The organism is Neorhizobium sp. BETTINA12A, from assembly GCF_023006485.1.
GTDB lineage: Bacteria > Pseudomonadota > Alphaproteobacteria > Rhizobiales > Rhizobiaceae > Neorhizobium.
Map to the genome: position 1 here is coordinate 47709 of NZ_JALBGW010000017.1, position 21396 is coordinate 69104.

General features: G+C 62.1%; 22 protein-coding genes and 2 pseudogenes. 20 read left to right on the forward strand and 4 right to left on the reverse strand.

Going from position 1 to position 21396, the window contains the following annotated elements; genetic code table 11:
* Position 1 precedes the first annotated feature (1 nt).
* The 5 genes from MOV61_RS07640 to MOV61_RS07660 all read left to right on the forward strand — a co-directional run bounded on the left by MOV61_RS07640 (position 2) and on the right by MOV61_RS07660 (position 3217).
* Positions 2–595 carry a histidine phosphatase family protein gene (locus MOV61_RS07640; protein WP_247136147.1) on the forward strand — a complete coding sequence of 198 codons (594 nt, stop codon included), beginning with the start codon at positions 2–4 and terminating at the stop codon, positions 593–595.
* Positions 592–1284 (forward strand): orotidine-5'-phosphate decarboxylase, encoded by a 693-nt coding sequence (gene pyrF, locus MOV61_RS07645; protein ID WP_247136148.1) that lies wholly within the window; start codon positions 592–594, stop codon positions 1282–1284. Before MOV61_RS07640 ends, pyrF begins: the two co-directional genes overlap by 4 nt.
* Before the next feature lie 150 nt (positions 1285–1434).
* Positions 1435–1722 (forward strand): DUF1330 domain-containing protein, encoded by a 288-nt coding sequence (locus MOV61_RS07650; protein ID WP_247136149.1) that lies wholly within the window; start codon positions 1435–1437, stop codon positions 1720–1722.
* A gap of 102 nt (positions 1723–1824) precedes the next feature.
* A complete protein-coding gene (locus MOV61_RS07655; protein WP_247136150.1) occupies positions 1825–2805 on the forward strand; it encodes a complex I NDUFA9 subunit family protein in 981 nt (326 codons plus the stop codon).
* Positions 2806–3064: 259 nt separating this feature from the next.
* Positions 3065–3217, forward strand: coding sequence for a hypothetical protein (locus tag MOV61_RS07660; RefSeq protein ID WP_007763306.1), 153 nt, complete (start codon positions 3065–3067; stop codon positions 3215–3217).
* Positions 3218–3366: 149 nt separating this feature from the next.
* Here MOV61_RS07660 and MOV61_RS07665 read toward each other — a convergent pair.
* Positions 3367–4167, reverse strand: a pseudogene (locus MOV61_RS07665) (undecaprenyl-diphosphate phosphatase); the annotation flags it as partial.
* Positions 4168–4322: 155 nt separating this feature from the next.
* On the opposite strand from MOV61_RS07665, the gene MOV61_RS07670 reads away from it, so the two are divergent.
* The 13 genes from MOV61_RS07670 (at position 4323) to guaA (ending at position 17715) form a co-directional block, all read left to right on the forward strand.
* Positions 4323–5015, forward strand: coding sequence for a glutathione S-transferase family protein (locus MOV61_RS07670; RefSeq protein WP_007775165.1), 693 nt, complete (start codon positions 4323–4325; stop codon positions 5013–5015).
* Complete coding sequence (gene queG / locus MOV61_RS07675) at positions 4996–6171, forward strand: tRNA epoxyqueuosine(34) reductase QueG (protein WP_247136151.1); 1176 nt, start codon at positions 4996–4998, stop codon at positions 6169–6171. The genes MOV61_RS07670 and queG overlap by 20 nt, the downstream gene beginning before the upstream one ends.
* Entirely contained in the window at positions 6171–7043 is an 873-nt protein-coding gene (locus MOV61_RS07680; RefSeq protein ID WP_247136152.1) for an SDR family oxidoreductase, read from the forward strand. The genes queG and MOV61_RS07680 overlap by 1 nt, the downstream gene beginning before the upstream one ends.
* Before the next feature lie 381 nt (positions 7044–7424).
* A complete protein-coding gene (locus MOV61_RS07685; RefSeq protein WP_247031595.1) occupies positions 7425–7835 on the forward strand; it encodes a septal ring lytic transglycosylase RlpA family protein in 411 nt (136 codons plus the stop codon).
* A gap of 97 nt (positions 7836–7932) precedes the next feature.
* On the forward strand, positions 7933–9222 hold the full coding sequence (locus MOV61_RS07690) for an RsmB/NOP family class I SAM-dependent RNA methyltransferase (protein ID WP_247136153.1): 1290 nt from the start codon (positions 7933–7935) through the stop codon (positions 9220–9222).
* Between the two features lie 134 nt (positions 9223–9356).
* A complete protein-coding gene (locus MOV61_RS07695) occupies positions 9357–10634 on the forward strand; it encodes an imelysin family protein (RefSeq protein ID WP_247136154.1) in 1278 nt (425 codons plus the stop codon).
* A 51-nt stretch (positions 10635–10685) separates the two neighbouring features.
* Positions 10686–12224: a di-heme oxidoredictase family protein gene (locus MOV61_RS07700; protein WP_247136155.1), complete on the forward strand. Its 1539-nt coding sequence runs from the start codon at positions 10686–10688 to the stop codon at positions 12222–12224.
* Positions 12224–13327, forward strand: coding sequence for an imelysin family protein (locus tag MOV61_RS07705; RefSeq protein WP_247136156.1), 1104 nt, complete (start codon positions 12224–12226; stop codon positions 13325–13327). The genes MOV61_RS07700 and MOV61_RS07705 overlap by 1 nt, the downstream gene beginning before the upstream one ends.
* Before the next feature lie 4 nt (positions 13328–13331).
* Positions 13332–14414, forward strand: coding sequence for a DUF1513 domain-containing protein (locus MOV61_RS07710; RefSeq protein WP_247136157.1), 1083 nt, complete (start codon positions 13332–13334; stop codon positions 14412–14414).
* A gap of 37 nt (positions 14415–14451) precedes the next feature.
* Positions 14452–14904 carry a TspO/MBR family protein gene (locus MOV61_RS07715; protein ID WP_038548487.1) on the forward strand — a complete coding sequence of 151 codons (453 nt, stop codon included), beginning with the start codon at positions 14452–14454 and terminating at the stop codon, positions 14902–14904.
* Between the two features lie 72 nt (positions 14905–14976).
* The gene (locus tag MOV61_RS07720) at positions 14977–15426 is read left to right on the forward strand and encodes a PaaI family thioesterase (protein ID WP_038548484.1); all 450 of its coding nucleotides are present in this window, start codon (positions 14977–14979) and stop codon (positions 15424–15426) included.
* Complete coding sequence (locus MOV61_RS07725; RefSeq protein WP_247136158.1) at positions 15423–16076, forward strand: 5'-methylthioadenosine/S-adenosylhomocysteine nucleosidase; 654 nt, start codon at positions 15423–15425, stop codon at positions 16074–16076. Before MOV61_RS07720 ends, MOV61_RS07725 begins: the two co-directional genes overlap by 4 nt.
* 61 nt (positions 16077–16137) lie before the next feature.
* Complete coding sequence (guaA, locus tag MOV61_RS07730; protein WP_247136159.1) at positions 16138–17715, forward strand: glutamine-hydrolyzing GMP synthase; 1578 nt, start codon at positions 16138–16140, stop codon at positions 17713–17715.
* A gap of 436 nt (positions 17716–18151) precedes the next feature.
* Here the strand turns inward: guaA and MOV61_RS07735 are convergent, their stop codons facing one another.
* The gene (locus tag MOV61_RS07735) at positions 18152–18538 is read right to left on the reverse strand and encodes a LysR substrate-binding domain-containing protein (RefSeq protein WP_247136160.1); all 387 of its coding nucleotides are present in this window, start codon (positions 18536–18538) and stop codon (positions 18152–18154) included.
* Positions 18535–19092: a LysR family transcriptional regulator gene (locus MOV61_RS30430; protein WP_309493793.1), complete on the reverse strand. Its 558-nt coding sequence runs from the start codon at positions 19090–19092 to the stop codon at positions 18535–18537. The genes MOV61_RS07735 and MOV61_RS30430 overlap by 4 nt, the downstream gene beginning before the upstream one ends.
* A gap of 126 nt (positions 19093–19218) precedes the next feature.
* Between MOV61_RS30430 and MOV61_RS07745 the strand changes: the two genes are divergently transcribed.
* Together MOV61_RS07745 and MOV61_RS07750 are read left to right on the forward strand one after the other, a co-directional pair.
* Positions 19219–20358, forward strand: coding sequence for an epoxide hydrolase family protein (locus tag MOV61_RS07745; RefSeq protein WP_247136161.1), 1140 nt, complete (start codon positions 19219–19221; stop codon positions 20356–20358).
* A gap of 380 nt (positions 20359–20738) precedes the next feature.
* Positions 20739–20895, forward strand: a pseudogene (locus tag MOV61_RS07750) (integrase); the annotation flags it as partial.
* Between the two features lie 160 nt (positions 20896–21055).
* Here MOV61_RS07750 and MOV61_RS07755 read toward each other — a convergent pair.
* Positions 21056–21396, reverse strand: a 341-nt coding sequence (locus tag MOV61_RS07755; RefSeq protein WP_247136162.1) for an alpha-hydroxy-acid oxidizing protein, incomplete at its 5' end; no start/stop codon positions are given.

Sequence of the window (21396 nt, forward strand, 5' to 3'; positions counted from 1 at the left end):
CATGGCATTCGGCCTCTACATCACCCATCCGCAGGTCCGCATCGATGCGAACGTGCCGGTGCCTCGGTGGGGGCTCTCCGACGTTGGCGCCGCCCGCGCTCGCGCGGCCGCCCAATCCGAATGGGCAAGGAAACTCGGCCGGATCATCTCCAGCGACGAGGTGAAGGCGATCGAGACTGCCGAAATCCTCAGCCTCGCCTCGGGCATTTCGATCGAGATCGCCGAGGACACCCATGAGAACGATCGCTCGGCGACAGGCTTTCTGCCGCCGCCACAGTTCGAGGATGCGGCAAACTGGTTTTTCGCCCACCCGGAAGAGAGCTTCAAAGGCTGGGAACGCGCCGTGGATGCGCAGAGCCGCATCGTCTCGGCGGTCACCAGAACTCTTGCCGCTCACGACCCGAGCACGCCGATCGCCTTCGTCGGCCATGGCGGCGTTGGTACGCTGTTGAAATGCCACCTCACCGGCTCGCCGATCGCTCGCGACCGGGACCAGCCGGGCGGCGGGGGAAATCTCTTCTGCTTCACCCTTGCGGATCGGACGCTCTCATGCGACTGGACGCCCATCGAAACATGGGAAGGGTTCCTGGCATGAACGCTCGTGATCGCCTCATCGTAGGCCTCGACATTCCGACCATCGGCGAGGCCGAAAAGATGGTCTCCACGCTCGGTGACACCGTTTCCTTCTACAAGATCGGCTATCAGCTCGTTTTCGCCGGCGGTCTCGAACTTGCACGCGATCTGGCAAAGGATGGCAAAAAAGTCTTCCTCGACATGAAGCTGCTCGACATCGACAACACGGTCGCGAAGGGCGTCGAGAATATCGTCAAGATGGGCATGACCATGCTCACCCTGCACGCCTATCCGAAGGCGATGCGCGCCGCGGTCGAGGCAGCAAAAGGTTCCGACCTCTGCCTGCTTGCGGTCACCGTCCTGACCTCGATGGACGAAACGGATCTCGTCGATGCCGGTTACGAATACGACCCTCATACCCTGGTTCTGCGACGCTCCGAACAGGCGCTGGCTGCCGGCATGGGCGGTATCGTCTGCTCGGCCGAGGAGTCAGCTGCGGTTCGCAAGATTGTCGGCCCTGATCTGGCGATCGTCACGCCCGGCATCCGCCCTGCGGGTTCGGAAGCGGGCGATCAGAAGCGGGTGATGACGCCGGCCGACGCATTGCGCGCCGGATCGAGCCATCTGGTCGTCGCCCGCCCGATCGTCAAGGCGCCGGATCCGAAGGCGGCGGCACAAGCCATCCTCGCCGAGATGCAGGGCGTGCTCTGATAATCCGTCGTTGCCGGAGAGATATCCTGCCGGTCGCGATCCGGGACGAGTCCCGGTGGCTGTCGGACAGGTACGCAACGCCCGCCATATTGACTCGCCCGGGAATTTGCCGGAAGTCGTCCTAACCGAAAACACGCTGGAGGAGATACCATGGCCAAGGGATATTGGGTCGCTCGCGTCGATGTTCGCGACGCGGAACGCTACAAGGATTATATCGCAGCGGCCACGCCCGCCTTCGAGAAATACGGCGCCAATTTCCTCGCCCGCGGCGGCGCCATGGCGGCGATGGAAGGCAAATCCCGCGCCCGCAACGTCATCATCGAATTCCCGTCGATGCAGGCCGCCGTCGACTGCTACAATTCGCCCGAATACGCGATCGCCATCAAGATCCGCCAGGAAGTGGCGGATGGCGAAATCGTCGTCCTCGACGGCCTTTAAGAACCGGTTATCGCGGGCGGTGCGGCAGTGGAGACACTTCCACCCGTGCCGCGATTCGGTTAAACAGCACTCATCTCGTCCCACAGGCTCCCGGAGCACGCCATGACCATCAACAACCTTCCGCCGCTCGTCACCGTTTTCGGAGGATCGGGCTTCGTCGGCAGGCATGTGGTGCGTACGCTTGCCAAGCGCGGTTATCGCGTCCGGGTCGCCGTTCGCCGTCCGGATCTTGCCGGTTTCCTGCTGCCCGCCGGTTATGTCGGGCAGATCTCGCTGGTCCAGGCGAACCTGCGCTACCGCCAATCGGTCCTGAAGGCCGCCGAAGGCGCTTCGCATGTGGTCAACTGCGTCGGCATCATGTTCGAGAGCGGCCGCAACACGTTCGATGCGGTTCAGGATTTCGGCGCTCGCGCGGTTGCCGATGCGGCACGTGCTGCCGGCGCCAGACTTACCCATATTTCCGCGATCGGCGCCAATGCCAATTCGCAATCGTCGTACGCCCGCAGCAAGGGCCGCGCCGAAGCGACTATCTTCTCAACGCTGCCGGATGCCGTGATCCTGCGGCCGTCGATCATGTTCGGCCCGGAAGACAGTTTCTTCAACAAGTTCGCCTCCATGGCCCGCACCTTCCCTGCGCTGCCGCTGATCGGCGGCGGCAAGACGAAGTTCCAGCCGGTCTATGTGGAAGACGTCGCCGAAACCGTCGCCCGCTCCGTCGACGGCACGATCGCCTCCGGCAAGATCTATGAGCTCGGCGGCGGCGAGGTCATGACCTTCCGTCAGTGTCTCGAAACGATGCTGCGCGTCACCAATCGCAGCAACGCGCTCGTCTCGCTGCCGTTCGGCATCGCATCGCTGATCGGCAGCATCGCGTCGTTGATCCCTTTCGTCCAGCCGCCGATCACCAGTGACCAGGTGAAGCTGCTGAAAATCGACAATGTCGTTTCCGATGCCGCCGCCACGGAAGGCCGCACGCTGCAGGGAATAGGCATCCGCCCGACGCTCGCGTCCTCGGTTCTGCCATCTTACCTTGTGCAGTATCGCCCGCAGGGCCAGTACACAGGCTCTGGCCGCGCGGCCTGATATCATTAACCATATCCAGCAATTTGTTTCGCTTCGACATTCCGGTCGTGCCCGATGAAAAATCGGGCACCCCTTTGTTGTCGCTCATGTTTCGGGCAAGGATAGTGGCACAAAGGTCGCAGTGGCCGAAGCAGTCGCGTTAACGGCCGGTTCAGCAAAATCCTTTATTGAATTCTTCTAATCCAACCCATAAATCCTCCCTCACCAAACAAGCGGCGCAACCGTGACGATAAAATCTTCCATCGAAAGGCATTCCTCCATGGGCAAGCCCATCGCCCTCTTTTTTGCATGCGCAGCGCTGATCATCCTCGCGGGCTCGTTCATGGCTCCGACGACGGGCGCAGCCGGCAAGAGCGAATGCACGCCCGCATACGGTGTTGATCCGTGCAGCACGGCATCCATTCATCACTAAGCATCGACAAAACAAAAAGGCCGCTCCTTAGCAGCCTTTTTGTTTCATGAAGAATTGAGCGCCCTTCACTTTAGCAGTGCAGGACGCAGGGCAGTCTCGGCCGGCGCGACGGCGCTTGAGGCCGCGGCACTCTGTTCACCGCGTTGCGGGACAGATCCCAGGGCGATCAGGCCGAGCAACAAAAATCCGAGAACGATTCTATAGATCGCGAAGACGGTGAAGCGGTTGCTGCGGATATAGGTCAGCAGCCATTTCACGGCGATGAAGGCGACGATCGTCGACACGACGAAAGCCACGCCGAGTGAGGTCCAATCCTCGTGCGCGGCGCTGCCGTCCTTGAGCGTCTTCAGTAGCTCGTAGCCACTGGCCGCATACATGGTCGGAATGCCGACGAGAAAGGCAAACTCGGTGGCCGCAGCCCGGCTTCCGGTACCGGCCAGCATGGCGATGAAGATAGTGGCACCCGAACGCGACGTGCCGGGGAAGACCCCCGCAACCACCTGCGCAATGCCGACCAGGATCGCGACGAGCCAGGTTATCTGGGTGGAAGCCGGCCTGCGTGCGGCGGCCCATTCTGCAAAGATCATCCAGATGCCGCCGATGATGAGTGCCCAGGCAATCGGTGCCGCGTCCTCGGGAAGCGCGAAACCGAGCTTCTTGACGATCAGCCCGAGAGCCGCCGTGATCAGGAAGGCAACGATCAGCTTGGCGGCATAGTCGCGATTTGCCGGCTCCCGCCAACCGAGGAACAGGTTAAGCAGGCGACGCCAGTAGATGATGGTTACCGCGATGATCGCGCCGGCCTGGATGACGATATTGAACGTATCAGACCGGTGACCCAGCCATTGTTCCGCGATGATGAGATGGCCGGTGCTGGAGATCGGCAAAAACTCGGTAATACCCTCGATCACACCGAGCACGAGGGCGCTGATAATCGACTGATCAGCCATTCTTAATCCTTTGTTGAGCAGATAAGGACAGTTTTAAGCAGTTTATGAGCCGTTGCTTGTGTTGGACCTACCAAATCCATATAGCTGCCATATGTCACGCGGGCGCGCTACGTGCCCCATCCTTCGTATACGATATTCGTGAAGTTCAAGTATCCATGCCCACGCTCTATCATCATTCCATGTCTTCGGCCTCGCGGTTCGTCCGGCTGATTCTCGCCGAATATGGCTTCCAGGCGGACCTGGTCGAGGAGCAACCGTGGGAAAAGCGCCGGGAATTCCTGACGCTCAATCCTGCGGGCACGCTCCCGGTTTATGTCGACGACAGCATGAGAGTGCTTTGTGGCCCTTCCGTGCTCCTGGAATTCCTCGACGAAACCCATGGCGTGCTGAAGCGTGACCGCCGGCTGTTGGCCGAAGACCCGTGGCAGCGCGCCGAAATCCGGCGTCTGACAGAATGGTTCCTGCAGAAGATGGAGCAGGATGTCACCCGGCCGCTGACCCGGGAGCGGGTCTTCAAGCTGCAGATGACGACGGCTCAAGGCGGCGGCGCGCCGGATTCGAAGGTGCTGCGCACGTCCCGCGCCAATATCCGCCAGCATATGAAATATCTCTCCTGGCTTGCCGGCTCACGGCCCTGGCTTGCGGGTGACCGCCTGAGTTATGCCGATCTCGCCGCCGCCGCCTCGATTTCAATCCTCGACTATCTGGGCGAGATCGACTGGTCGGAGACGCCGGTCGCCAAAGACTGGTATCAGCGGCTGAAATCCCGACCCTCCTTCCGGCCTATGCTTTCCGAACGCATCCGCGGCCTCACCCCGGTATCCCATTATGCGGACCTTGATTTCTGACGCGCCCGCGCGCGAGGAAGAAAAGGCGCTCCGGCGGCGGGAGAAGCTGACTGCCTTCATTCGCGAGGAAGCGGCGGCTCAGGGCTTCGATCTTTGCCGGATTACAGGCCCGGACAGCATTCCGCGGGCGCCGGAGCGGTTGGAGATTTTCCTCGCCGACGGCCACCACGGCAGCATGGACTGGATGGCAGAGACTAGGCTGCGCCGCGCCGATCCGAGGGTGCTATGGGATCAGGTGCGTTCGATCGTGATGTTCGGGCTGAATTACGGGCCGGACGAAGACCCGCGCGGCATTCTCGACAAGCCCGACAAGGCCGCGATCTCCGTCTATGCGCGCAACCGCGATTATCACGACGTCATCAAGGGCCGGCTGAAAGAGATAGCGACGCGCTTTGCGGCGCGCGCCGGCGAGGACGTCAAAGTCTTTGTCGATACGGCGCCGGTGATGGAAAAACCGCTGGCGGAGGCGGCCGGGCTCGGCTGGCAGGGCAAACATACCAATCTCGTCAGCCGCACCCATGGTTCCTGGCTTTTCCTCGGCAGCCTGTTCACCACGGCAGACCTTATTATAGACGCGCCCGAGGCCGACCATTGCGGTTCCTGCCGGGCATGCCTCGACGCCTGCCCGACGGCGGCGTTTCCGGCTCCCTATCGGCTCGACGCCCGCCGCTGCATCTCTTATCTGACGATCGAACACAAAGGTCCGATCGATCCGGAATTCCGGCCGTTGATCGGCAACCGCATCTATGGCTGCGACGACTGTCTTGCCGCCTGTCCCTGGAACAAGTTTGCGGCGAGCGCCTCGGAGATGAAACTGCAGGCGCGCGACGACTTGAAGGAACCATCGATCGCGTTTCTGCTGACCCTGGACGATGCGACCTTCCGGACCTTTTTCAGCGGCTCGCCTGTCAAGCGGATCGGCCGCGACCGGTTCATTCGCAACGTGCTGATCGCTACGGGCAATTCCGGCGATGCCAACCTCATCGCACGATGTCTCGAACTTGCGGGCGACCCCTCGCCCGTGGTGCGCGGCATGGCTATATGGGCCCTGAAGCGCTTGATGACGGATGTGGACTTCGCGCGGTTTGCCGAGGCGCGCAGCGCCGAAGAGGATCCGGAAGTGCAGCAAGAATGGCGATTGGCGGGAGCGGCCTGATGAATGTGATGATCTTCGGATGCGGCTATTCGGGCCAGGCAATCGCCGAGGCCTTCAAATCCGAAGGCCATCGGGTCTCCGGCACGGTCAGGACGGCCCACAAGGCACTGGAACTCGCTGCCCGTGACATCAAGGCCTTCGTGTTCGACGGCAGCCCGTTCAGCGGCGAACTGCTGGCGGAGCTTCAAGAGGTGACGCATCTGGTGCAGTCGATCCCGCCCGGCACCGAGGGCGATCCACTGCTGAAGCTCGTCTCCGGACGGCTGCGTGCGCTTTGCCCGAAGCTCGAATGGATCGGCTATCTCTCGACGGTCGGCGTCTACGGCGATCACGGTGGCGGCTGGGTCACCGAGGAGACGCCGGGCAGCCCGATCCAGGGCCGGTCGATCGAACGGGTCGATACGGAAGATGCCTGGGCTACCGAAGGGCGGGCCGCCGGTCTACCTGTGGCCAGCCTGCGCCTCTCCGGTATCTACGGCCCCGGCCGCAACGCTCTCGTCAACTTGGCGCGCAGCACGGCGCGGCGCATTATAAAGAGAGACCAGGTCTTCAACCGCATCCGCGTCGAAGACATCGGCGGCGCGGCGCTCTTTCTCGCCGGAGGCAATATGGGCGGCATATATAATGTCACCGACGACGAGCCCGGTCCGCCGCAGGATGTCATCGTCGAAGCCGCGCGCCTGATGGGTGTCGAGCCGCCGCCGGAACTGGATTTCGAGACCGCTGACATGACGCCGATGGCGCGTTCCTTCTATGGCGCCAACAAGCGCGTTTCCAATGCCAAAATCCGCGCCGCGGGGTTCGAGTTCCTCTTCCCCAATTACCGTATGTCGCTCGCCGAAATGTGGACTTCGGGCCGCTGGCGAGGATAAAATTCCCATTATGAAACGGTTGAAATTTCCATCCTGATCGGTTGATCTAGTTATTATTTCTTAATACTTACGGCTGAGCGTCACAAAATTTGCCCAAATGAGGCAATAAATCACGCATCGCGACAAATTTTTTTCTGCGGTTTTCGTGATCACGGACTCCCTGCGAGTCTCACTGAAACTACATTCCGCTTTCTGACTGTTTTTAAAGGTTTTCTTCCGTAGAAGCTTAGCTGGCTTCTAAAAAGATCAGCGGCAATCTAATCACAAATGTTACAGACTGTAATGTTCCGTGATCAAAAGCCTCACTTTTTCGCCACTTTTCGCCCCGCTTAGCCGTTTTGCACGCAACGTGCAGGGACAAAACGAACGGGGACGACCGACTTGACAACAATTCGACGCTCGACTTTCGCCGCGGCCTCCATTGCTGCTTTTGCAACTCTCGGCTCCGCGCAGGCCAATGCTGCGCCCGGGTGCGGTCACGCATCCTGGTATGCCCTCGGATCCAAGACGGCATCCGGGGAACGAATGAACCCTTCTCTCATGACAGCGGCCCACCGGACGCTGCCCTTTGGCACCAAGGTGATGGTGACGAACAAGCGCAACGGCAAAAGCGTCGTTGTGCGCATCAACGACCGCGGTCCATTCATCCGCGGCCGGGTGCTCGATGTTTCCAAGGCCGCGGCCAAGGACATCGGCATGATCAGTTCCGGTACCGCCCAGGTCTGTTACCAGATCGTCGATGCCGGCGATCAGAAGGTCGCAGGCAAGGGCCTGAAAGCGATCGACGGCTGAAGCTGTTCAGAGAGACCGTTTAGGCCGGCCTCTTGCCCTATCGCGCAATCGCGGTTACGACCCGTGCCATACGGGTGCAACCGAGACGGAGACTGACATGCGATTGGGCGGACGAATTGCCGGGGCCATAGAGGTGCTGGCCGACATCGAGACGCGCAAACGCCCTGTCGCCGACGCGCTCAAGGACTGGGGCCTCGCCCATCGTTTCGCTGGTTCCGGCGATCGGGCGGCGATCGGAAATATCGTCTACGACGCACTGCGCATGCGGCTCTCGCATGCCTGGCTGATGGACGACGAAAGCCCGGCGGCCCTCGCCTACGCGGTTCTCATCCGGCAATGGGGCCTGACGCCCGACGCTCTCCAGGCCGAGTTCACGGACGACCGCTTTGCACCGCCGGCTCTAACCGAGGCGAACCTTTCGTCGCTTGCCTCCCGCAATCTCGACGATGCGCCCCTGCACGTTCAGGGCGACATTCCGGACTGGATCCAGCCGTCCTTCGAAGCCAATTTCGGCGAGAACTGGCTGATTGAGGCCAAAGCGTTGGCCGGCCGTCCCACCCTCGATCTGCGTGCCAACACGCTGAAGGCATCCCGCGAAAAGGTCGTCAAGGCGCTTGAACGCTCGAACGCAAAGGCTTCGCGCATCGCCCGCAACGGCATCCGGATTGCCGCTGGCGAGGGAGCGTCCCGCCTGCCCAACGTCACCGCCGAGCTTTCGTTCCAGAAAGGCTGGTTCGAAGTTCAGGATGAAGGCTCGCAGATCGTTGCCGAGCTCGTGCAGCCCGGCGAACATCATCAGGTCCTCGATTATTGCGCCGGCGGCGGTGGCAAGACGCTCGCCATGGCGGCCGCGATGCACAACAAGGGCCAGATCCACGCCTATGACGCCGACCGCAAACGGCTGGCGCCGATCATCGAGCGGCTGCGGCGCGCAGGCACCCGCAACGTTCAGGTGCACGACGACGCGCGCCAACTCAACGGCCTGAAGGGCAAGCTCGATGCGGTCCTGGTCGATGCCCCCTGCACCGGCACCGGCACATGGCGCCGCCGTCCGGACACCAAATGGCGACTGACCCCGAAGAACCTCGACGAGCGCATCGCCCAGCAGCAGGAAGCGCTTTCCGAGGCTGCCGTCTTCGTGAAGCCGGGTGGTGCACTCGTCTATGTCACCTGTTCGATCCTGCCGGAGGAGAACGACGCCCAGGTTTCCCGCTTCTGTGTCGAAAACCCGGAATTTTCGATCGTCCCCGCGGCAGAGCACTGGGACAGCATCTTCGAAAAAGATGGCCCGCAGCCTCGCTCGAAAGATGCCCTGACAGTGACGCTGACGCCCGCAAGTACCGATACCGACGGATTCTTTTTCTGCCGCATGCAACGCAGAGCTTGAATGCAGCGGAAGCGAAGACAAAGTCGAGTTCTACTTTCAAATTATTCTAAACTAGATTGTTTGACACCAGTTTCCAATTGCGCGATGAACCCTCTAACGGCCGGGGAGAGATCCGGGCCGTGAAGGAGAGGGACATGATCCGCAAGACCGTTCTTGGCGCCGCCCTGGCGCTTTTCGCCGCCTCCGCGGCGTTCGTCGTGACAGAGGCGCAGGCCGCCACCACATCCGCAGCCGTTCTCAAGCATTATGCCGAACTGGCGCATGCGAAATACGAAGATTCGCTGACGACAGCGCAAGCGCTCGACAAGGCCGTCAATGCGCTGATCGCCAAGCCGAGCGACGAAACGCTGAAGGCTGCCAAGGACGCCTGGATCGCCGCCCGCGCTCCCTACCAGCAGACGGAAGTCTACCGTTTCGGCAACCCGATCGTCGACAATTGGGAAGGCAAGGTGAATGCCTGGCCGCTCGATGAAGGCCTGATCGACTATGTCGATGCCTCCTACGGCACGGAGAGCGACGAGAATGCGCTCTACACCGCCAATGTCATTGCCAACCCGAAGATCAAGGTCAACGGCAAGACGCTCAACCTTTCGAAGTTCAACGCCAAGACGCTGCGCAGCCTGAACGAGGCCGGCGAGATCGAGGCCAACGTCGCGACCGGCTACCACGTCATCGAATTCCTGCTCTGGGGCCAGGATCTGAACGGCACCGGACCGGGCGCCGGCAAGCGTCCCTATACGGACTACGACAAGGCCAATTGCACCAACGGCCATTGCGATCGCCGCGCCGAATACCTGAAGGCCGCGTCCGCCCTGCTGGTCTCCGACCTCAAGGACATGGTCACCGCCTGGGGCCCGAAGGGCAAGGCGACCAAGAACGTCGAGGCCAATTCCAAGAAGGGCCTGACCGCCATCCTGACGGGTATGGGTTCGCTCTCCTACGGCGAGCTTGCCGGCGAGCGCATGAAGCTCGGCCTGCTGCTGCACGATCCGGAAGAGGAGCACGATTGCTTCTCCGACAACACCTACAACTCACATCTCAACGACGCGGTCGGCATCAAGTCGGCCTATACGGGCGAATATACTCGTGTCGACGGTACCAAAATGACCGGGCCTTCGCTCTCCGAACTGGTTGCCGCGACCGACAAATCGTTGGACACCGAGATGCTCGGCAAGCTCGACGCGACGCTCGCCGCCATGAACGCCATGGCCGACCGGGCGAAGAAGGTCGAGGCCTACGACCAGATGATCGGCGAAGGCAACAAAGAGGGCAATGCGGTCGTCCAGAAGGCGATCGACGGCCTGATCGACCAGAGCAAGAGCGTCGAGCGCGTCATTGCGTCGCTGAAGCTTGGCAAAGTGGAGCTTGAAGGTTCCGCCAGCCTCGATAATCCCAACGCCGTCTTCAAATAAGCAATGAAAAGGCGGGCCGCGGCTGACCTTCAGCCTGCGGCCCGATTTCCCATGAGAACGCCCAAGTCTTTCATCTTCCTGTTGCCGTTGCTTTCGGGCGCTTTCCTTCTCACGCCGCTGATCGCGACCAGTGGCGATGCACTTTTCCCGACCGTCCGCACGGATCTCAATCCGAAGGACCAGAAACGCGTCGAGAGCGTTACCCGCCCGACGACCGATTTCTCCAAGCCCGAGCCATTCGAGACCATGTCGGGCGGGGCAGCGACCAGCCGCGCCGACGTCAATGGCGACGCTTTTTCGCATTTCTCCGCCAACATCACCTTCGAGGAAGAAGGGACGTTCAAGCTCGGCAATGCGCTGTTTACAAAACTCTGGGTCTCGGCGCCGTCCTCGACGCAGGCGTCCGACGGGCTGGGGCCGCTGTTCAACGCCCGCGCCTGCCAGAGTTGCCACCTGAAGGACGGCCGCGGCCACCCGCCGGAAGGGGGTGCCGACGCGACCTCGATGTTCTTCCGGCTCGCCCGCCCGGCGCGCACCGACGATGAGCGCGAGGCGGTCGCCGATTACAGGAAGCTCAATTTCCCCGACGCGATCTATGGCGAGCAGTTGCAGGACCTCGCCGTGTCCGGCCTCGCCTCCGAAGGCCGGATGGGGATTTCCTACGAGGAAATCCCCGTCAAGCTCGGCGACGGCGAGATCGTCCACCTGCGTAAGCCGAGCTATTCGGTCGCCGACCTCGGCTACGGTGCTATGGAAGGCGACGTGACGTTGTCGCCGCGGATCGCGCCGCCGATGATCGGCATGGGCCTGATCCAAGCTATCCACGATGCCGACATTCTCGACCTCGCCGACCCCGACGACAAGGACGGCGACGGGATCTCCGGCAAGCCTGCCATGGTGCGCGACCACAAGACCGGCGAGCTGAAGCTCGGCCGCTTCGGCTTCAAGGCGCAGAATGCCTCGGTCCGTGACCAGAGCTCGTCCGCCTTTGCCGGCGACCTCGGCATCTCCACTCCCGACAATCCGTTCGACCACGGCGACTGCACCAAGGCCGAGGCTGCGTGCCTCGCCATGCCGACCGGCGTGCAGCAGCGACTCGGGCCGGTCGAAGCACCTGATCCGGTCCTGCCGCTGGTTACCTTCTATTCCGAAAACCTAGCGGTGCCGGCCCGCCGCGATATCGGCGACAAGACAGTTCTGAAGGGCAAGGAACTGTTCTACCAGGCCGGCTGCACCGCCTGCCATACGCCGAAGTTCGTGACCAGCCGCGATGCCGGCAACAAGGCGCAGGCTTTCCAGCTGATCTGGCCCTATTCCGATTTCCTGCTGCACGACATGGGCCAAGACCTTGCCGACGGCCAGCCGGTTGGCGTTGCTACCGGCAGCGAATGGCGCACTCAGCCGCTCTGGGGCATAGGGCTGACCCAAACCGTCAATGCCCACACCTTCTTCCTGCATGACGGGCGGGCGAGAAACCTCACCGAAGCCGTTCTCTGGCACGGCGGCGAGGCGCAGAAGGCCCGCGATGCCTTCGCCGCGCTCGGAAGACAAGACCGTGCCGCCCTTCTCAAATTCCTGGAGTCTCTCTGATGCGCAAGATATTCTTTGCCGGACTCGTCTCGCTGCTTCCCGCCACCGCCTTTGCGCAGGAAGGTGAACCCGCTCCTTCGGTGGATCTGCCGATGGCTGACGTCACCAAAGTGATGACGGCGGCGGTGGACGGGTTTATCCGACCCGGATACGACTCGTTCCACGAGTCCGCGGGCAAGATGACGACGGCGATGAAGGCGCTCTGCGAGGCACCCTCCAAGACGAACTACGATGCCGCGAAAGGCGCCTTCCGCGACGCGGCGGTCAGCTGGGCACATATCGAGGTAGTGCGTGTCGGTCCCGTCATTGAGCAGAACCGCTTCGAGCGCATCCTTTTTTATCCCGACCGCAAGAGCACGGGGTTGAAGCAGGTCCAGTCCGTCCTCTCCAAGGCGGATGAGACCGCCACCGACCCCGCCACACTCGGAACAAAAAGCGTTGCGATGCAGGGTTTTGGGGCGCTCGAATATGTGCTTGCCGGCACCGGTTCCGACGAACTACTCAAAGCGAAGAACAGTTATCGCTGCCGCTATGGCGCGGCCATCGCCGGCAATATCACCAATGTCGCCAAGGAACTTTCCGATATCTGGGACGCACCCGATGGCATCCAGAAGACGTGGGAACAGCCGGGGCCTGACAATCTCAATTTCCGCACCGGCGGCGAGGCGATTACGGCGCTGCTCGGCATTCTCGTGCATGGTGCCGAAGCCGTGCGCGACCAGCGGATCGAGACCTTCTACAAGGGCGCCGAAAAGGCGAAATTCCCCAAGCAGGCGCTGTTCTGGCGCTCGGAAAACACCTGGGCGACCGTCAAGGGCAATCTGGAAGGTCTTTCGACCCTGCTCGAAAAATCCGGGATGGCCGCGCTTCTCAAGGAAAAGGACCGGCCGATCGTCACCGCCACCCAGGCGAAGCTGACGTCGATGATCGAACTTTCGACGAAGATCACGCCGGACCTCGAAAAGGCGGTCGAAAATGCCACTGAGCGCAAGAAGCTCGATACGTTGCTGGCGGACGGAAAGGATGTCATTTCCAAGCTGAACGACGGGTACGGCGGCGCGATCGGCCTCAGCTCCGGCTTCTCGTTTGCGGATGGCGACTAAGGCCATGTGGCGCGGCGAGGCCATCGACCGGCGCAGCTTTCTGAAAGCGGCGGGTGTCATTTTCACCACCGCCCTTGCGCCGCGCTCGCTGATGGCGCTCGAACGCACAGATGCGGTCTATGCCTCCGGCTTCAAGGCGCCGGATGGCTCGTTCGGCGTCGCCACCGTTTCCGAACGCGGCGAGATCATCGACCGCGTCGCCCTTCCCGCCCGCGCCCACGGCATGGCCTATAGCACCGCTACCGTCCGCGCTGTGGCTTTTGCCCGCCGTCCCGGCACGTTTGCCATGGTCTTCGATCCATCACGACAGGCCGAGCCGATCATGATCACCTCGCCGGAAGGCCGGCATTTTTACGGTCACGGCCATTTTTCACCGGACGGCCGCTTCCTCTATGCCAGCGAGAACGATTTCGATGGCAATCGCGGCATGATCGGCGTCTACGACGCCCGGGACAAATTTCGCCGCATCGCCGAGTTCGACGCGCACGGCATCGGCACCCATGACATGACCGTCTCCGACGACGGAAAGCTGCTGGTCATCGCCAATGGCGGCATCGAAACCCATCCGGATTTCGGGCGCACCAAGCTCAATGTCGACCGCATGGAACCGTCGCTGGTTCTGCTCGATGCGAAGACCGGCGCCCTTATCCAGCGGCACCGCCTGCCCGCTTCGCTGAAACAGCTCTCCACCCGCCATCTCGACATCACTGACAACGGCCGCATCTGGTTCGCCTGTCAGTGGGAAGGTGCGCGTAACGCGCTGCCGCCGCTTGCCGGCTGGTTCTCCAAGGGCGAGGACCTTTCGTTCGTCTCGCTGCCGGAGAAAACGACCGTCCGGCTTGGCAATTATGTCGGCGCTATCGCCGTCAACCGCCGTGACGGCGTCGTCGGCCTCACCTCGCCGATCGGCGGGGCCGCAGTCACCCTCGACGCGAAAACCGGGGCCGTGCTGAAGGAAGAAACCGTCCGCGAGGCCGCCGGCGTCGCGCCCGCCGCGCATGGCGTTGCCGTTTCCTCCTATGACGGGCGGTTCAACCAGACACGCAGCCAAGTTGCCTGGGACCAGCACATCGTCCGGCTGGGCTGACCTTTCCTGGCTGCCGGAGCGCCCTAATTGCGGCGGGATGAGCAAGAACGTCGTTATGATCGCCTTCATCGTCGCCTGCGTCGCACTCGGCGCCTTGAGCGGCGCAAGCAACCAGCCTGGCGAGTGGTATCAATCGCTCGACAAACCATTCTTCAATCCTCCGAGCTGGATTTTCGCTCCCGTCTGGACGGTTTTGTACGTCCTGATCGGGGTCGTGCTTTCCGAAACCTGGTATGACGAGAACAACGGCCGCCGGCTCGTTCTCTTTGCCATACAAGCCGCGCTCAACCTCCTGTGGTCGCCGGCTTTCTTCGGCCTGCAAAGCCCCGTTCTCGGCCTCGTCGTCATCGTGCCGCTGCTGATCTCCATCCTGCTTTTCATCGGCGCAAGCTGGCGGGAAAACCGCAAATCTGCGTGGCTTTTCGTGCCCTATGCACTCTGGGTCGCCTTCGCGACGCTCCTCAACCTGTCGATCGTTCTGATGAATTAAGTACGCTCCATCGTACGGCTTGCCGAACATCGCCGGCCATGCCAATTTCGCAACTGCGAAAGGGGCGGGAACATGAACGGGAAAGATACGGGCGACTTCCGCGAGCGGGTGCGCCAGAGCTTCGCCCGGCAGGGCGCGATGGGGATGCTCGGCGCAGAGCTGACACGTGTCGAACAGGCGATAGTCGAGATCGAGCTCCCTTTCGACATCAAGCTTACCCAGCAGCACGGTTTCCTGCATGCCGGCGTGATTTCTGCAGCGCTGGACGCCGCCTGCGGTTATGCCGCCTATACCGTCATCGAACCGGATGCCTCGATCCTCACCATCGAATTCAAGGTAAACCTGATGTCGCCCGGCCGCGGCGAACGCTTTCTGTTCCGTGGCGAAATCACCAAGCCGGGCTCGACGATCATAGTCGCCGACGGCCGCGCCTATGCGATCGGCGACGGCCCCGCCAAACTCATCGCTTCCATGACCGGCACCATGATGGTGATCCGCGGCCGAGAGGACGTAACCGGATGACTTCTTCTCTTCCCCTCGGCGAGCCGAGCCTTGCCGGCGGCAAGTCCATTCTCTTCGTGATGGCGGTCGACGCTGAATACGGCCCGGCGCTCCAGTCCCGCATCAAGCCATTGATGACAGGGGTCGGCCCGGTCGAGGCAGCCGTGGTGCTTTCCCATGCGCTGACGAGGCTGGAAGCGAAAGACGACCTGCCCGATCTCGTCGTCTCGCTCGGCTCGGCCGGTTCCCGCAACCTCGAGCAGACAGAAATCTACCAGGCCTCGTCAGTCGCCTATCGCGACATGGACGCCTCGCCGCTCGGGTTCGAGAAAGGCCGCACGCCCTTCCTCGACCATCCGGCGATCATCCCGCTCCCCTTGCTCATCCCGGGTGTCAGACAAGCCTCGCTGTCGACCGGCGGCAACATCGTCTCCGGTGCCGCCTACGATCTCGTCGGTGCCGACATGGTCGACATGGAGACATTCGCGGTGCTGCGCTGCTGCCAGCTTTTCGAGATTCCGCTGATCGGCCTGCGCGGCATTTCCGACGGCAAGGAAGAGCTGAAGCATGTCGGCGACTGGACCGAATACCTGCATGTGATCGACAAAAAGCTGGCAGATGCGGTCGACAGCCTGTTCGAAGGGCTGAAGGATGGCGCCATCGTCCTCTGAAGGCGCGATTTTCGCCTCATTCCCCGTTGCCAGAAAGGGGAAGTTTCTTTAAAGGCTCGGCATGACCCAGATAGCTCATCCCGACAGCATTCTTATCATCGATTTCGGCAGCCAGGTGACGCAGCTCATCGCGCGTCGCATCCGTGAGGCCGGCGTCTACTGCGAAATCCACCCCTTCCAGCACGCGGGCGCAGCATTCGAGAAACTCCAGCCCAAGGGCGTGATCTTCTCCGGCGGCCCGGCATCGGTGACCACCGAAGGCAGCCCGCGCGCTCCGCAGGCGGTGTTCGACAGCGGGGTTCCGATCCTCGGCATCTGTTACGGCCAGCAGACGCTCTGCACCCAGCTCGGCGGCGTCGTCGAAGGCGGGCATGCGGCGGAATTCGGCCGCGCCGACGTCGAGATCAAAAAGGCGAGCCCGCTGTTTGACGGTTTCTGGGAAATGGGCGGGCATTATCCGGTCTGGATGAGCCACGGCGATCGCGTCACCCAGCTGCCGCACGGTTTCGAAGTGATCGCGACGTCGGAAAATGCGCCTTTTGCGATCGCGGCCGACGAAAGCCGGCACTATTACACCACCATGTTCCACCCGGAAGTGGTGCATACGCCCGACGGCGCCAAGCTGCTCTCCAACTTCGTGCACAAGATCGTCGGGCTGAAGTCCGATTGGACCATGGCCGCCTATCGCGCCGAAATGATCCGCAAGATCCGTGAACAGGTTGGCAAGGAACGGGTGATCTGCGGCCTCTCCGGCGGCGTCGATTCCTCGGTTGCGGCGGTCCTGATCCACGAGGCGGTCGGCGACCAACTGACCTGCATCTATGTCGACCACGGCCTGATGCGCCAGGGTGAGACCGAGCAGGTCGTCGGCATGTTCCGCGACAACTATAATATCCCGCTCGTCCATGTGGATGCGTCCGACCTGTTCCTGACCCAGCTTGCCGGCGTTTCCGATCCGGAAGTGAAGCGCAAGACGATCGGCCGGCTGTTCATCGAGGTGTTCGAGGCGGAAGCCGCAAAGATCGCCGCCGACGGCAAGGGCTCTCCGGCATTTCTGGCCCAGGGCACGCTTTATCCGGACGTGATCGAAAGCGTTTCCTTCTCGGGCGGGCCTTCGGTGACCATCAAGAGCCACCACAATGTCGGCGGCCTTCCCGAACGCATGAACATGAAGCTGGTCGAGCCGCTGCGCGAACTGTTCAAGGACGAAGTGCGCGCGCTCGGCCGCGAGCTCGGCCTGCCGGAGAGCTTCATCGGCCGCCATCCCTTCCCGGGTCCGGGCCTTGCGATCCGCTGCCCGGGTGGTGTCACCCGCGAAAAGCTCGACATCCTGCGCAAGGCGGACGCGATCTATCTCGACGAAATCCGCAAGGCCGGCCTTTACGACACGATCTGGCAGGCATTTGCCGTGCTGCTACCAGTGCAGACCGTCGGCGTCATGGGCGACTACCGCACCTACGACTTCGTCTGCGCATTGCGCGCCGTCACCTCGGTCGACGGCATGACCGCGGATTTCTATCCCTACGACATGAACTTCCTCGGCCGCACCGCCACCCGCATCATCAACGAAGTCCGCGGCATCAACCGCGTCGTCTACGACGTGACCAGCAAGCCGCCCGGCACGATCGAGTGGGAGTGACGGATACAAACGGCGGCAATAGCGTAGTTTCGGCGGTGGTTTTCGCCTTCGCTTGACTGCCGTTCGCGTCCGTCTTTCACTCGCATCGAGCTGGCCTACTCCATTTCTGTCTCACGGCACCGATCTGTGCGCACTATCAGGATGATGCAAATCCGCTTCGATGGGTGGAAGTGCTCTGGCGTAGAATAGCGTGCACAAAGGCGGGTCAGCTTTGCGCCCAATTGCTGCCGTCGCGCCTGCCGGCCAGTCATTCCGAAACCGGTCGTTCGTTCACCTTGCTCGCCGCTCGCATATAACGGCTCATATTGGGGACTTTTCTGCCAGGCGGCTATCAGGAGCCTCGCAGCGAATAGCTGCCGCTCGCTACCCCGGCAGTTATCTCGAAAACGATGGCGTTTCGGGAAACGTCGTGCACAGCCCTTCAGTTCAGTCGGTATTACCCTTCGGCGGCCAACATCGTCAGCCGTTCACGCAGCCAGCGTTTTGCCGGATGGTTGGTGGTCCGGTCGTGCCAGACACTCGCGATAGTAAAGCCAGGAATGGTGAGTGGTGGTTCCACCACCTGCACCTGATCCGACCAGCCATCGGCGATCCGCCGTGGGATCAAAGCGATCATGTCGGACTGTGACACGACCTCTGGCACGATCAGAAAGCCCGACGTGGACAGGGCTACTGTGCGGCGGCGGCCGACGGCCTCAAGTGCTGCATCGGCAGGCCCTGAGAACCCGCCGCTCTTGGGAGACACGACAACGTGCTCCAAAGCGCAGAACACATCTAGGCTGAGACGGCCTTGCACGGCCGGGTGTCCCTGCCGAGCGATCACCGCGTAATCCTCACGAAAGAGCTGGCGCTGGCGCGCATGGCCGCAGGTGCATGGTCTGGAGATGCCAAGGCCAGGTCGATTTCGCCGCGCTCCAACTGCGTGGCGAGCGCCAGCACGTCCAGGGCACGCCAGGCGATGCGGACCTTGGGTGCCTCTGTCCTGAGCGCGACCGAGAAGCGGGTGAGCAGCGCATACTGCATATAGTCGCTCGCGGCGATCACCAGGGTGGCCTCCATGGTTGCCGGGTCGGACGGCATTACATCTGCCACAACCCTGCGGACACCCTCCAGCGCGTCATGCAACAGTTGCCGAAGCCCGACAGCGCGTTGGGTCAGGACCATCCCACGCTGTGCCGGAATGAGGAGGGGATCGCCGAGTTCATCGCGAAGCCGCGCCAGCCGTGCCGACAAGGCGGGTTGGCTCAGGTTCAAGCGCCGGGCGGCACGCGTAACGTTTCCTTCCGCCAAGAGGGCTTCGAGCGTGACGAGCAGGCCGAGATCGAGGTTTCTGGTATCCATTCGTTGGATAACAACATGCAGAAGGTTCGATTTCAATCTCGGCGACGTACCGAGTAGTATGCCGAGCGGCCTTCGGCTCTCAAACATTCATCGATAATACGGATAGCCGATTGGTGGACGCCCTCTCCCTCGAACCGCATCCCAGCTTAAGCGGAAAACATCATGATTTCACCCTACACGATCAACATCCCTGACGAACGGCTCGCCACGATCAGAGCCAAGGTCGAGGCTTATGACTGGAGCCAGCTGCCGGATGCGGGGGGCTGGTCAGCGGGGGTCGGGGTTGATGACCTCAAGCGGCTCGCCGCGTATTGGCGGGACAGCTACGACTGGCGTGCGGTCGAACGGCGCCTCAACGCACTCCCCAACTTCACGGCCGACGTGGAAGGCGAGCACCTCCACTTCGTTCATGTGAAAGGCGGCGGCTCCAAGCCGCCCGTCCTGCTTCTCCACGGCTGGCCGGGCTCGTATCTCGAGTTCGAGCGGCTGTTGGAGCCGCTCGCGGCGGACGGGCACGATGTTGTCGTCCCCTCGCTTCCTGGCTTCGCGTTCTCCAACCCGATCACGCGCCCGATTGGCCCGCGGCGGGCTGCTGTGCTCGTGCATGGGCTGATGATCCAACTGTTCGGCGACGCGCGGTATTTCATTCAAGGGGGCGATTGGGGCCACGGCATCGCGGCCTGGGCAGCGCATGATCGACCGGACGCTCTGCTCGGCATCCATATCAACATGATGACCGTGCGTGCGGAGGACGCCGCTCCGACGACCGGCGAGGAGAAGTCCTTCGCCGCCAAGCGCGCCGCGATTGCCGACCGGGAGGGCGCCTACTTTCACGAGCAGGCGACCCGTCCGCAAACGCTCGGCGTCGCGATGGCCGACAGCCCGGTCGGAGCGGCGGGCTGGATACTCGAAAAGTTCGGCAAGTGGGCCGATCTTCCGACAACCGCCGATGGCAACCCCGACGTCTGGAGCAAGTTTTCCGAGGAGGAACTCCTCACCAACATCATGCTCTACATCGCGCCGGCATCGTTCGTGACTGCAACCTGGATCTACTACGGCAGCCGGCTTGAGGAGTCGCTGATGCTTCCGGCCGGCACCCGCATCCAGGTGCCGACCGGCGTTGCGGCCTTCCCCGATCCGGTGTTCTTGCCGCCGCCGCGCTCGTTCGCGGAGAAGACCTACAACATCGCGCATTGGACCGACATGCCGCGGGGCGGCCATTTCGCCGCGCTGGAAGAGCCGGAACTGATGCTGGCCGACCTGCGCGCCTTTATCGCGACGGTGTCGGGAGCGCGCTCCTGAAGGTGGAGCTCTCCGTTTCCGAAGCGCGGCGCGTGGCGCTGGCGGCGCAGGGCTTCAATGCTCTGCGTCGTCACGACCGCATCGGCGCGGGCTATGGCTGACCGGCCGTGGCAGCCTGATCCCCTGCATCAGGCTGCATGGGCTGGTGAACGCCGTTGGCGGAATAGCCTTTGACCGCAGCCTGTGGACGAGCCGCTGGTCGCCGGAAGCCAGTACGCGCCATTTCGCTATCACCGCAGCTCTCCCCGCCGCCTTCCTGTTCTGGGTTACACGGTCGAAACCACAATACTGAGATACCAGTGCGAGGGCTTTCCCGATTGGGAAGGCCCAGCGGGACAGGCACGGCAGAATTGGTCGTCCGGTGCCTCCGGGTTGGGCCGATGCGCCGAACCAAGGCCTCAATGATCTATAAGGCGACCGGCAATCTCCGAGCGATCCAGATTTTGCTCGGGTCACACCAAAATCGAAAACACGGTCAGGTACCTCGGTGTCGATATTGAAGATGCGCTGACACTTGCAGAGCGAACGAAAATCTAAACGGAGCGGCCTGTCCGTAAATGGATGGGCCGCATTCGAGCGAGGCAGCAAAGCGCCCCATAATCGGCCGTTCAGTCGGATTATGTGCGTTCCTGGAAGCAGTCGTCGTTTAGATAGTCAGTGAACAGCGCTTTGGATGCGGTTTGCGCCTGCTTAGTCATCAGTCGTAGCGGGGCGTCATCATTAGAGCGAATGCGCTGGTCGCGAACGTCACAGCGGATGCGGTAGACGACCCCGAATTGATGAAGGAGACGATCGCGAAGGAGGGCGCAGCATCGCTGCCGCTCGCTTCGATGCTCGTCGTGCCCACGGTCGACAGGCCATAGGGAACGTTCGCTGCCCGCGCCGCCGCCAGCATGTTATCAGCGCCGGGCCACAGCGCGTTGACAAGACCAACGGGCGAGATGCCGCTCGGCAGGTTATAATCGCCGCCGAACAGTGCGGCGCGGTCGAGCGGCCGCTGGTATCGCGCATGTAGCGCGGTGCGAGCGTGATCGCGTC